The 12,427-nt window shown below is 63.5% G+C and carries 13 protein-coding genes; 3 read left to right on the plus strand and 10 right to left on the minus strand.

Annotation, left to right across the window (positions count from 1 at the left end):
- Positions 1–27: 27 nt before the first annotated feature.
- From ACCQ16_RS07700 to ACCQ16_RS07735, 8 genes are all read right to left on the minus strand, one after another.
- Positions 28–435, minus strand: a complete 408-nt coding sequence (locus ACCQ16_RS07700) for an RcnB family protein (RefSeq protein WP_011346994.1) — start codon at positions 433–435, stop codon at positions 28–30.
- 110 nt (positions 436–545) lie between these two features.
- Entirely contained in the window at positions 546–1,256 is a 711-nt protein-coding gene (gene phoU / locus ACCQ16_RS07705; RefSeq protein WP_008572166.1) for a phosphate signaling complex protein PhoU, read from the minus strand.
- A 128-nt stretch (positions 1,257–1,384) separates the two neighbouring features.
- Positions 1,385–2,215, minus strand: a complete 831-nt coding sequence (gene pstB, locus ACCQ16_RS07710; RefSeq protein ID WP_005913798.1) for a phosphate ABC transporter ATP-binding protein PstB — start codon at positions 2,213–2,215, stop codon at positions 1,385–1,387.
- A 22-nt stretch (positions 2,216–2,237) separates the two neighbouring features.
- Positions 2,238–3,107, minus strand: a complete 870-nt coding sequence (pstA, locus tag ACCQ16_RS07715; RefSeq protein ID WP_008572164.1) for a phosphate ABC transporter permease PstA — start codon at positions 3,105–3,107, stop codon at positions 2,238–2,240.
- Positions 3,107–4,081: a phosphate ABC transporter permease subunit PstC gene (pstC, locus tag ACCQ16_RS07720; protein ID WP_003487154.1), complete on the minus strand. Its 975-nt coding sequence runs from the start codon at positions 4,079–4,081 to the stop codon at positions 3,107–3,109. The genes pstA and pstC overlap by 1 nt, the downstream gene beginning before the upstream one ends.
- Before the next feature lie 112 nt (positions 4,082–4,193).
- The gene (pstS, locus tag ACCQ16_RS07725) at positions 4,194–5,285 is read right to left on the minus strand and encodes a phosphate ABC transporter substrate-binding protein PstS (RefSeq protein ID WP_008572162.1); all 1,092 of its coding nucleotides are present in this window, start codon (positions 5,283–5,285) and stop codon (positions 4,194–4,196) included.
- A gap of 347 nt (positions 5,286–5,632) precedes the next feature.
- Positions 5,633–6,652 carry a phosphate ABC transporter substrate-binding protein PstS gene (gene pstS, locus ACCQ16_RS07730; RefSeq protein WP_008572161.1) on the minus strand — a complete coding sequence of 340 codons (1,020 nt, stop codon included), beginning with the start codon at positions 6,650–6,652 and terminating at the stop codon, positions 5,633–5,635.
- A gap of 190 nt (positions 6,653–6,842) precedes the next feature.
- Complete coding sequence (locus ACCQ16_RS07735) at positions 6,843–8,093, minus strand: OprO/OprP family phosphate-selective porin (protein ID WP_008572160.1); 1,251 nt, start codon at positions 8,091–8,093, stop codon at positions 6,843–6,845.
- Positions 8,094–8,430: 337 nt separating this feature from the next.
- On the opposite strand from ACCQ16_RS07735, the gene ACCQ16_RS07740 reads away from it, so the two are divergent.
- From ACCQ16_RS07740 to ACCQ16_RS07750, 3 genes are all read left to right on the plus strand, one after another.
- A complete protein-coding gene (locus ACCQ16_RS07740; RefSeq protein ID WP_014089829.1) occupies positions 8,431–8,751 on the plus strand; it encodes a hypothetical protein in 321 nt (106 codons plus the stop codon).
- 114 nt (positions 8,752–8,865) lie between these two features.
- A complete protein-coding gene (locus ACCQ16_RS07745) occupies positions 8,866–9,546 on the plus strand; it encodes a carbonic anhydrase (protein ID WP_011346996.1) in 681 nt (226 codons plus the stop codon).
- An 11-nt stretch (positions 9,547–9,557) separates the two neighbouring features.
- Complete coding sequence (locus ACCQ16_RS07750; protein WP_008572157.1) at positions 9,558–11,126, plus strand: SulP family inorganic anion transporter; 1,569 nt, start codon at positions 9,558–9,560, stop codon at positions 11,124–11,126.
- 208 nt (positions 11,127–11,334) lie between these two features.
- Here ACCQ16_RS07750 and nth read toward each other — a convergent pair whose 3' ends face one another.
- Both nth and ACCQ16_RS07760 read right to left on the minus strand, forming a co-directional pair.
- Complete coding sequence (gene nth / locus ACCQ16_RS07755; protein ID WP_057681563.1) at positions 11,335–12,045, minus strand: endonuclease III; 711 nt, start codon at positions 12,043–12,045, stop codon at positions 11,335–11,337.
- A complete protein-coding gene (locus ACCQ16_RS07760) occupies positions 12,042–12,422 on the minus strand; it encodes a hypothetical protein (protein WP_014089831.1) in 381 nt (126 codons plus the stop codon). The genes nth and ACCQ16_RS07760 overlap by 4 nt, the downstream gene beginning before the upstream one ends.
- Positions 12,423–12,427: the final 5 nt, after the last annotated feature.

A 12,427-nucleotide genomic window follows, 5' to 3' on the forward strand; every position in this document is an offset into this window, starting at 1 on the left:
CTCCCTAACGACACGGTGAGCGAGCCCTTAGCGACCCGCGACGACGCTGGTAATCAGCCCGGTGGCCACTGCGATCAGCACGTAGGTGTTATCCACGCGACGCCATTCGTGCCCGCGCGGCGGCGGCTTGAGATGGTGCTTGTGGTAGTCGGCAACGCGGCTACCACGATGGTCCGGTGCCAGCCGCTCGCCGCGGCGATACGGCGGGCCGCGGCGCTCGTTGCGATGATCCTCGTGATGCGCGTTGCGGCGATCGTCGCGCCTGTCGTCATGCCTGTCGTCGCGGTGATCGTCATGGCGGTCAGGACCATGGTCGTCGTGACGCTGCGCATTGCGGTCACGGTCGTGATCCAGCTCGTGCTGCTGCGGTGCTGCAAACGCTGCGCCAGAGGTCAGCAGCGTCAAGGCCATGAAGGATCCAACGAAACGTTTCATCAGCGGACTCCTGGGTCACAGGAAATGCCTGTGCAGCTGCACCGTAGAAGTTTCAAGCTGAATACGTAATGAGAAGGCCTTGCGGCGCCTTACGGCCACGCTGCCGCGGTCTAGATGACGCCGGTGCTGCTGGTGTCGTCGCGCTTCACGCGCGGAGGCAAGGGCTGCTCGCCATGCACCAGGAACCACACGTTCTCGGCGATGTTGGTGGCGTGGTCGCCAATGCGTTCCAGATTCTTTGCCATGAACAGCAGATGCGTACACGGGGTGATATTGCGCGGGTCTTCCATCATGTAGGTGAGCAGCTCGCGGAACAACGCGGTGTACTGCGCATCCAGGCGTGCATCTTCGTCGCGGACACGGATCGCCGCATCGGCATCCTTGTTGCGATACGCCTGTACGGCTTCGCGCACGGCATCGGCCGCCATCTGGCCAAGCGCGCGCAGGCCCACGGTCTGCGGCAGCGGCGGTGCGGAATTGAGCGCGATCGAGCGCTTGGCCACGTTGGCCGCGTAATCGCCGATACGTTCGATATCGGCCGGAATCCGCAGGCCTGCAAGAATTTCACGCAGATCGCGCGCCATCGGGCCGCGCAATGCAAGCCGCATCACGTCGTGGCTGATCGCATGCTCCAGTGCGTCGATCGCCTCGTCGTTGACCACGATGCGGTGCGCGGCGTTGTCATCGCGACGCTCCACCACATCCAGCGCGGCTTCCAGCTGCGCCACCGCCGTCTCGCCCATGCGCACGATCTCGGCGACAAGACGGTGCTGCTCCTCGTCGTAGCTTTTGACGATATGGTCGTTGAGGTGCTGGTTCATCGTGGTCTCGATTCGTGGCAGTGGTGGATGTCCGCCGTAACCTTGGCGACATGGCAGATGATGCAAATGTCGTGCCGGGCGGTGCGGCGGAACTGCGTCAATGCGGCGTTGCGCTGGCGCGCCTTACATCAACCGAAGCGGCCGGTGATGTAGTCCTCGGTCTGTTGCTTGGATGGCTGCGAAAAAATGGTTTCGGTGCGGTCATGCTCGATCAGGTCGCCCAGGTACATGAAGGCGGTATAGTCGGACACGCGCGCGGCCTGCTGCATGTTGTGGGTGACGATCACGATGGTGTAGTCGCGCTTGAGCTCTTCCACCAACTGTTCGATGCGGCTGGTGGAAATCGGGTCCAGCGCGGACGTCGGTTCGTCCAGCAACAGCACATCCGGGCGCAGCGCCACCGCACGTGCGATGCACAGGCGCTGCTGCTGGCCACCGGAAAGCCCCAGTGCGCTCTGCCCCAGCTTGTCCTTCACCTCGTCCCACAGCGCGCCCTGGCGCAAGGCCTGCTCGACGCGGTTCTGCATGTCGGCCTTGGACAGCTTTTCGTGGTGGCGGATGCCGTAGGCCACGTTTTCGAAGATGGTCATCGGAAACGGCACCGGCTTCTGGAACACCATGCCCACCTTGCTGCGCAGGCGGTTCATCGGGTACTTCGGCGACAGGATGTTTTCGTTGTCCAGCAACACCTCGCCGCGCGCTTCCATCTTCGGATACAGCGCATAGATGCGGTTGAAGATGCGCAGCAAGGTCGACTTGCCGCAGCCGGAGGGACCGATCAACGCGGTGACGCGCTTTTCGGGAATCTCGATGTTGATGCTCTTGAGCGCGTGGTACTTGTCGTAATAGAAATCCAGATTGCGTGCGGCCACCTTCACCGGCGCCTGCGCCGTCGGCGCCCCCGTGGCGGCCGGAACAGCGATGCGATGCATCGGCTTGGCGTTTTGGAGATCGTTCATGTCGGGTGTCCGGAGGGAAAGGTCAGTCATTGGAAATCTTGTTGCGCAAGAGCAGGGCACGCGCACCCAGGCTCACCAGCAACACGAACACGGTCAGTACCAGCGCGCCGGCCCAGGCCAGCGTTTGCCAGGTGTCGTACGGGCTGCCGGCGAATTGATTCATGATCACCGGCACGCTGGCCATCGGCTGGAAGATGTTGCTGTTCCAGTACTGGTTGCCGAATGCGGTGAACAGCAGCGGTGCGGTTTCGCCGCTGATGCGCGCCAGTGCCAGCAGCACGCCGGTGACGATGCCTGCCGAGGCGCTGCGGTACAGCACCTGCACGGTGACTTTCCACTGCGGAATGCCCAACGACAATGCGGCTTCACGCATCTGCGCCGGCACCAATCGCAGCATTTCGTCGGTGGTACGCACCACTACCGGCAGCACGATGAAGGCCAGCGACAGTGCGCCGGCGAATGCCGAAAAGCGCCCACCGGTCTGCATCACGTACAAGGTGTAGACGAACAGGCCCAGCACGATCGAGGGCGCCGACAACAGGATGTCGTTGACGAAGCGCACCACCACGCCGGCCTTGCGCGCATTGCCGTACTCCGCGAGCCAGGTGCCTGCGGCGATGCCCAGCGGCGTGCCGATGGCCAGCGCCAGCCCGCACATCACCGCACTGCCGAAGAAGGCGTTGAGCAGGCCGCCTTCCTGCATCGGCGGCGGCGTCATCTTGGTAAACAGGTTGAGGTCGATGCCCGGGACTCCCTTGGACACCAGCGTCCACAGGATCCAGGCCAGGAAGAACAAACCAAACAACGCAGTGACGCAGGAGAGCAGCAACGCAATGGCGTTGACGACCCGGCGGCGGTTGTACAGCGATTGCGACACCGAAGCGGCGGACATCAGTTGCCCTCCCGACGCGACAGCTGCATCAGCATGAAGCGTGCGATGGCCAGCACGATAAAGGTCACGATGAACAACACAAAGCCCAGCAGCAGCAATGCTGACCGGTAGGTCTCAGTGGCTTCGCCGAAATCGTTGGCGATCAACGCCGCGATGGTGGTGCCAGGCTCCAGCAGCGACGGCGACAGGCGCACCGTGTTACCGACCACGAAGGCCACCGCCATGGTTTCGCCCAGCGCACGCCCCAGACCCAGGAACACGCCGCCGATCACCGCCGAGCGGGTGTAGGGCAGCACGATGTCCCAGCTCACTTCCCACTTGGTCGAGCCCAGTGCGTATGCCGATTCCTTCAAGCGCGTGGGCACGGTCAAAAACACTTCGCGCATGACCGAGGAGATGAAGGGAATCACCATGATCGCCAGCACGAAGCCGGCAGTCAGCAGGCCGATGCCCAACGGCGGGCCCTGGAACAACGGGCCGATCAGCGGCAGCGTGCCGAGATGATCGTTGAGCCATGGTGTGACATGTTCGGTCATCACCGGCACCAGCACGAACAGGCCCCACATGCCGTAGATGATCGAGGGGATGCCGGCCAGCAGTTCGATGGCAGTGCCCACCGGGCCACGCAGCCAGCGCGGTGCCACTTCGGTCAGAAAGAACGCGATACCGAAACTCACCGGCACCGCAATCAGCATCGCGATCACCGCGGTGACCAGGGTGCCGTAGATCGGTGCCAGCGCACCGTATTTGTTTTCGACCGGATTCCAGTCGGCCGAGTAGAAGAAACTCAGGCCCTGCATCTGCAAGGCATGGCGTCCGCCCCACAGCATCGACAGTGCCGCGCTGCCGAGCGCCAACAGGACGAAAACGACCGTAGCGGCCAGCGCAAGCTTGAACAGGCGATCGGCACGTGCGTCGCGCAGGTCGCGGCCGCGTGGCGCGGTCATCGCTTCGGGAATGGCGGTGGCATTCATTCGATTGGACTCGTCACCCGCGCAATGGCGGGAGCGTGAGACAGCAGGAACGGCGAGGCACCTTCAGGTACCTCGCCGCAGCGCAGCCCGCCGCATGGGCGGGTGCAGGGCATTACTTGAACTCGCTGCCCCAATAGGCTTCGATCTGCTTCACCAGCTCCGGCGGCAGCGGCACGTAGTGCAATTCGCTGGCCTGGGCCTGGCCGTTTTCCAGCGCCCACTTGAAGAAGTCCAGCGTCGCCTTGCTGCGCGCGGCGTCCTTGGATTGCTTGTGCATCAACATGAAGTTGGTCGCGGTGATCGGCCACGCCTTCTCGCCCGGCGCATTGGTGATCACCAGGTTGAAGTCACGGGCGTTGGCCCAGTCGGCGCTGGCAGCGGCGGCAGCAAAGCTTTCCGCGTTCGGCTCGACCCACTGGCCGGCCGCGTTCTGCAGCGAGGTGTACGGCATCTTGTTCTGCAGGGCGTAGGCCAGCTCGACGTAACCGATCGAGCCCTTGATCTGCTGCACATACGAGGCAACGCCTTCGTTGCCCTTGCCACCCACGCCGCCCGGCCACTGCACCGAGGTGCCTTCGCCGACCTTGCTCTTCCACTCCGGGCTGACCTTGGACAGGTAGTTGGAGAAGTTGAAGGTGGTGCCCGAACCATCCGAGCGATGCACCAGGTTGATCTTGGTGGCCGGCAGGGTCACGCCCGGGTTGGCCGCCACAATGGCCGCGTCGTTCCACATGGTGACCTTGCCCAGGAAGATATCGCCCAGCAGGGCGCCGGTCAGGCGCAGCTTGCCCGGCGCGATGCCTTCCAGATTCACCACCGGCACCACGCCGCCGATGGCGGACGGGAACTGGCCCAGGCCAGCCTGTTGCAGTTCCGTGCTGTCCAGCGGTTTGTCGGTCGAGCCGAAATCCACGGTGCCGGCCTTGATCTGCGCAATGCCGCCGCCGGAGCCGATCGACTGGTAGTTGACCTTGTTGCCGGTGGCGGCGTTGTAGTCGGCCGACCACTTGGACACCAGCGGATAGATGAAGGACGCACCGGCGCCGGAAATTTCAGCGCCCTTGCTGTCGCTGGCGGTGGCGCCTGCGGTCGGCGCGCCCTTTGCGGCGTCTGCGGACTGCGCGTCCTTGCCGGGCGAGCACGCGGCCAGGGCGAGGGCGATGGTGAGGGACAGGGCGGTCAGGCTGGCCGACTGCAATTTCATGGAAGCTCCGAGGCTGGATTGGCCGGTGTCTCCGGCAGACCACACTATGAAATGATGTTTTTGTTACACCTGCATGACAGTGCCTTCTGGCCAACGCATCACAAAAAAAGGACGCGGACCGCGGAGGGCGTGGCACCCTCCGGGATCCGCGTCCCGGGGCCGACGCCGGGGAGAGAGACGGCGTCGTTCCTTTACGCGTTTTCGTGCTGGCTGCCGAGCCTCGGTGCGGGGCACCTAGTTGCCATTTCAGGCGGCCCTGCAGGTCGCCGGCATGGACCAGACAACCGCCCATGCCGTTCAAGGCATGGCTTGCCCACCTTGGCGCTGCACCAGAGGCTGCGCCGTCCTTAGTGCGGCAGATTCTTGGCCCAATACGCCTCGATCTGGGTGACCAGCGTGTCCGGCAGCGGCACGTAGTCCAACTGCTTGGCCTGCGCATCGCCCTTGGTGTAGACCCAGCGGAAGAAGTCCAGCGTGTTCTTCAGGCCAGCCGGGTTCTTCGGCTTTTTCTGCACCAGAATGAAATTGGTCGCCGTGATCGGCCAGGCGTTATCGCCAGCGGCGTTGGTCATCACCAGATAGAAGTCCTTGGCCGTGCCCCAGTCGGCACTGTTGGCCGCGGCGGCGAAGGTTTCATCCGACGGTTGCACGAACTTGCCGGCCGCGTTCTTCATTGCGGTGTAGGCCATTTTGTTCTGCAGCGCGTACGACAACTCGACATAGCCGATGCCGCCCTTGATCTGCTTCACGTAGGCGGCCACGCCCTCGTTGCCCTTGCCGCCGATGCCGGTCGGCCACTGCACGGCAGTCCCTTCGCCAACCTTGCTCTTCCAGTCCGGGTTGACCTTGGACAGGTAGTTGGTGAAGTTGAAGCTGGTGCCCGAACCGTCGGAGCGGTGCACCACGGTGATCTTGCCTTCCGGCAGTTTCATGCCCGGGTTGAGCGCGGCGATGGCCGGGTCGTTCCAGGTGCTGACCTTGCCCAGGAAGATGTCGCCCAGGGTCTTGCCGTCCAGCTTGAGCGTACCGGCGGCGACGCCCGGAACGTTGACCACCGGCACCACGCCGCCGATCACCGAGGGAAACTGCGCCAGGCCGGCAGCGGCCAATTCTTCCGGCTTGAGCGGGGCATCGGACGAGCCGAAGTCCACGCTGGCCGCCTTGATCTGGGCAATGCCGCCGCCCGAACCGATCGATTGGTAGTTGACCTGCTTCTTGGTGGCGGCGTTGTAGTCGGCCGACCACTTGGACATCACCGGGTAGATGAACGACGCACCGGCACCGGTGACATCGGCAGCCTGGGCACACAGTGCCAGCGAGGCGGCGAGTACGCCGACGGCCAGACGGGTCTTGAAGGAGTGGATCACGGAACAGCTCCTGTAGCGAAGGGATGAGGACGTCCCGCCGTGGTGCCATTGCAGGGCAATGGCATGACTATGCGGTGTCTGGGAGATGACAGGGCGATGACGGCGTTGCGCCGTCGAATGTTCAGGCCGGCAGGAAGTGGCGGCGCTGCCACCGCGTGCGCTCGACCGATCGCACGCGGCAGCGACGCACTTACCAGTAGAACTGCGCGCGTGCTTCGATGATCGACGGGTTATCGTCGACCAGGCCGCGCGTGGTGCTGTTGTAGCGGGTGCTGTCGACCTTGGCGTAGTCGAGGGCGAACTTGAAGTTCGAGCGCCAGTACCAATTGGCGCCGACCGTCCAGATGTTCATCTTGCCGCCCAGCACGCCATCGACGAACGGTGTGTTGCCGTTGGCGACCAGGTGGCCATCGTTGAGGTCCAGGGTGTCGTAGCGCACCGCCAGCTGCCACATGCCCGATGCCGGCTCGTTGGGCAGCGGGGTGGTCGGCACGCCAGCCTTGTAGCCCCAGGTTTCGCCGGTGAGGTTCCAGACGCCGCTCACGTACCAGCCGTCGCTCTTATAGTCGTGCGCATTGGCACCGATGCGGTTGGCGTTTTCCTGGAAGTACTCGCTCTGCAGCTTGAACGGCCCGGTGATCCACATCGCCTCGGCACCGGCCACGCCAACGTTGTCCACATTGGTGATGGCGCCGCTGTCGATCAGGCGAACGGTGGTCAGGTCGGCGTCGGGGCGTGCGCGCAGGCGCAAGGTGTCGTCGTCGGTGTCGTAGGCCAGGTAGCTCAGGCCGAAGTGCAGCACGTTGCCAGTCTCGTTGATCGGCGCCCAGGTGCCGCGCGCGCCATAGCCGTTGCCGTGCGCCTGGTTACGGGTCAGCTCGCGGCCGAATGCACTGGCGGTCACGCTCCAATTGTTGTCGCCCATGCCATAGGCCACGCCCAACCGGCGCGAGATGCCATAGGTGTTGGTCACCGACGCCTTGGAGACGAAGTCGTTGTTCTTGGTGCTGGACAGTTCTTCCAGGCTGTTGGGCTGCTTGAACTGGCCGATCTGCAGGTAATTGTTCGCGTTGCCGCCGAACTTGTACTTGATGTTGTTATCCAGGAAGCGGCCCGTGCTGCGAATGGTGGTGCCACGGATGGTGACCTCCTTCAGCACGCTCGGGTCATAGCCGGCGACCCATTCGAAGTTGCCCGGGCCCTTGCCCTTGAGGACCAGCTCGGCGCGCCGGATGCTGAATTCGGAATTGTCGCCATTGGCACCGATCGGGCCATTGAGGTCCTGCACATCGTTGTGGAACCAGTTGCCGTCGGCCTGGACCAGGCCTTCCAGCGAGATTTCCGAACCACCGATTACATCGATGGCGATCTCGGCGTGTGCTGCAGGGGCGGCCAGTGCCAGCAGCAGCGCGGAACCAAGCAGGGTGGGAGCGAGTTTCATAGATGCCTTGCGACCTGAGAAAGTGGGCGCAGGCTAGGGTGTGAAGGTTGCGTTAATGTGACAAAACAACAGAAACGTAATACGTCATTTTTGCCAATAAAGACAAGAGTTTACGTGCGTTTCAACTATGTCAGTGTGTGTCAAAAAACTGAACGGCGCTGTTTTATGACAGTACTCGGTGCCAACCTCAACGCCTTGAATTTCCCAGCTGTGGCGCTGACGGGCTGAACTGGCGCTATGTCAGCCTGAACACATGCGTCAGTTTGTGCGGCGCACCACTTGCATACGCGGCGTCAAAATTGTTAGCTTCGAGGCCATGTTTCCTCGATTCCTCCAAATGCTGTTGGTCTGCCTGCTCGCGCTTTCCGCGTGGTCGGCAGCCAATGCGCACGCGCGCATGCATCATGCGTTCGTGGGCGACGGCCTGGCGGTAATGGTGGATGCTGGCGAAGAACGCGATGCAGCAGAAGATCCGCAGGACGACGGCGATACACAGAGCCAAGTCGACACACAGCCTGCAGACGATATCCCCTTGCTCTCCCAAGCATGGCCGATGCTGGCGCGGTATTCCCCCTCTTGGCACGCGCATCACGCGCCGGCAAATCAAAAACGCGACCTGATCCCACAGCTGCGCCCTCCAAACGCACTGCTTGGCTGATCCCCGCTGTCGCTGCACCCGGTGCATTCCGCGCCGGATTCCCAATTGATTTGTTTGTCTTGCAATTCGCGGTTTGCGCCGCGGATGGCTATTCGTTGCCTAGAGGAATCTCCCATGGAAAGTTTGCTAGAAGGTTTTCGCCATTTCCGTAAAGAAGTCTATCCGCGTCAGAGTGCGCGCTTTCAGGAACTGGCAGGCGGCCAGAGCCCGCACACGCTGTTCATCACCTGCGCAGACTCGCGCGTCATGCCGGAGCTGATCTTCTCCGCACAGCCAGGCGAATTGTTCGTCTATCGCAATATCGGCAATGTGGTGCCGCCGTACTCGCAACATGTCAGTGGCGTGGTGGCAGCGATCGAATACGCCATCGCAGTGCTGGGCGTGCGCCACATCGTGATCTGCGGGCACACCGACTGCGGCGCGATGAAGGCCGTGCTCAAGCCGGAGTCGCTGGAAGACGTGCCCTCCGTGGCAGCGTGGCTCAAGCACACCGATGCGGCGCGCCATGTCACCGCGCATCACGGGCACGATCCGCAGAGCCATGAAGCGCTGAGCTGCATGACCGAAGAGAACGTGGTCTCGCAGTTGGACCACCTGCGCACGCAGCCGGTGGTGGCAGCGCGCCTGGCGGCGGGCACGTTGCGCATCCACGGCTGGATCTACGATATCGCGCACGGGGAGATCCGCGCCTTCGATGCCGAGAAGGGTGGCTTCCGGCCACTGCTGGCCGAAAGCACCCCCGAAGCCACTCCACGCCCGCGACTGCAACAAGTCGTGCGCGCTGAACTCGCCTGACGGAGCCTGCCATGAACACATCAGGTATCGGCGGATATTTCCGCCAGGGACTGTTTGGGCGTGATTTATTGGCGTCCGTGGTGGTCTTCCTTGTCGCGCTGCCGCTGTGCATGGGTATCGCGATCGCATCCGGCATGCCGCCCGCCGCGGGCCTGATCACCGGCATCGTGGGTGGTCTGGTCGTCGGCTTTCTGGCGGGTTCTCCGCTGCAGGTGAGCGGGCCGGCCGCCGGCCTGGCTGTGTTGGTGTTCGAACTGGTGCGGGAGCACGGCGCTGTTGCGCTCGGGCCGGTGATCTTGGTGGCCGGCGCAATTCAGCTGATTGCCGGTCTGTGCCGCGCAGGCGTCTGGTTCCGGATGACATCGCCGGCCGTGGTGGCCGGCATGTTGTCGGGCATCGGCATCCTGATCGTGGCCTCGCAGGCGCACGTCTTGATGGATGCCGCGCCCAAGGCCCGCGGTCTGGAAAACTTCGCTGCATTGCCTGGCGTGTTGTGGCAGGCCATCAGCGAGGGGACCGGCCGTAATGCGCTGTTCGTGGGTCTGGCGACGATCGGTATCATCCTGGCCTGGGACAAACTGCGCCCTCAGCGCCTGCGGTTTTTGCCGGGTGCATTGATCGCGGTGGTGGTTGTCACCGCGACCGTGCAGTTGCAGGGCTTGAACGTCAACAAGGTCGATGTCCCGACCAATCTGTTCTCTGCGATCAGCATCCCCAGCATTTCCGACATCTTCGGCGTGTTCAACCACACCTTGCTGGTCTCGGCAGTGACCTTCGCCTTCATCGCCAGCGCCGAGACCTTGCTGTCGGCGGCGGCGGTGGACCGCATGCATCAGGGGGCGCGGACGCAGTACGACCGTGAGCTGGCGGCGCAGGGCGTGGGCAATATGCTCTGCGGCTTCCTGGGGGCATTGCCGATGACCGGGGTGATCGTGCGCAGCGCGGCCAACGTGCAGGCCGGTGCGGCAACGCGTGCATCGACCATCCTGCATGGCAGCTGGCTGCTGGTGTTCGCCATGCTGTTGCCGTGGCTGCTGCGGATGACGCCGGTGGCCTGTCTGGCCGGCATCCTGGTCTATACCGGCGTGAAGATGATCAAGATCGGGCAGGTCAAGGAACTGGCGACCTATGGCCGCGGAACGGCCGCGATCTACCTGGCGACCACCTTCGCGATCGTGGCCACCGACCTGCTGACCGGCGTGCTGATCGGCTTCGGTCTGTCGCTGTTCCGTCTGGCACTGCATTCGTCGCGTCTGAAGGTCGAGGTGCGCGAGCACGCCGACAAGAAGGACGAAATGCATCTGACCCTCCAGGGTTCGGCCACCTTCCTGAAGGTGCCGGCCATGGCACGTACGCTGGAAAGCGTGCCGCCGAACACTGCGCTGCATCTGGATGTGGCCAAGCTGCACCACGTCGATCATGCCTGCATCGAGTTGTTGCGCGACTGGAGCCGCAATGCGGCCTCACGCGGCTGCGAACTGGTGGTGGACTGGAAGGAGCTGGATCGACGTGTCGAAGGCCAGCCCACAGTGGATGGCGTGCTGGTGGAACAGCGCGTCGAGCAAGCGAAAGCTGCGTAAAGTGTTGTAAACGCCCGGCGTTCGCGCCGGGTGACCCCCATCGTGATCGGGTGATGCATGGCGCCAAAAGACGCATCATCCGGTCACGATTTTTTTTTGGGGGGAGTGGGGATTCGGGAGTCGGGATTCGTGAAAGCCTGCGACCTTGTGGTTTGCTGAGTGGGATCAGGTTGCGCGGTTGCGCCGTTGCTCCGGCGCCACTGCTGCCTCAATTCTTGGTTTTTGTTTGCCGCTCAGGCGCCGGTGGCGTCTTGTCGCGGTAGCGGCATAGATCGTGGATCACGCAGCCCGGACAATCCGGCTTGCGTGCCTTGCAGACGTAGCGTCCGTGCAGGATCAGCCAGTGATGTGCATCGTGTAGAAACTCGGCCGGGATCACCTTGACCAACTTGTCTTCGACCGCGCGCACGTCCTTGCCTGGTGCAAGGCCGGTGCGGTTGGAAACGCGAAAGATATGCGTGTCCACGGCCATGGCGGGTTCGCCGAAGGCGGTGTTGAGCACCACATTTGCGGTCTTGCGGCCCACGCCGGGCAGCGCTTCCAGCGCGGCGCGATCATGCGGCACGTCGCCGCCATAGCGCTCCAGCAGGATGCGGCAGGTGGCGATGACGTTCTTGGCCTTGGCGTTGAACAAGCCGATGGTGGAGATGTACCGCTTCAGGCCTTCTTCGCCGAGATCGAGAATGTCGCGCGGGGTGTTGGCCACCGGATAGAGCTTGCGGGTCGCCTTGTTGACGCCGACATCGGTGGCTTGCGCCGACAGCAGCACCGCGATCAATAACTCGAATGGGGTGGTGTATTCCAGCTCGGTGGTGGGGTGCGGATTGAGTTCGCGCAGGCGCTCGAACATCTCCTGTATCTCGGGCTTGCGCATGCTGCTGCCACGACGCGCCGGTACCATTGCCTGGGGTGTGTTCATGGCTGCGCTCCGCCAGCGGCTTTCGCCTTCGCGCGCGCCAGGATGGCAGCGGCCAGCGGCGGCAGTGCGGGCGTTGCCGGTTGGCTGGGTGCCGGGGCGGGCGCCCTGCGCGCATCGCGTTCGGTGGCGCGCCGTTGCAGGCGCGCCGAGCGCGCGCGGTAGCGTTCGCGCGCGGCCCAGGCGTCTTGTAGACGGCGTTGCGCGCTGAGCAACGTGGCGCAGACCTGCGGGCAGTCGGCGTCCAGCGTATCGTGCTGCGGGTCGGGCAGATAGGCCATCAAGCCGAGTGCCAGCGCACGATCCAGGTCGTCGGCCTGCACACAATCGAACAACCGCAGCGGCAACGGACGCGATGCCGGAATGAGCTCGAGCGTCATGGCGA

It is taken from the genome of Xanthomonas sp. NCPPB 1062 (assembly GCF_041481705.2).
Classification (GTDB): Bacteria; Pseudomonadota; Gammaproteobacteria; order Xanthomonadales; family Xanthomonadaceae; genus Xanthomonas; species Xanthomonas euvesicatoria.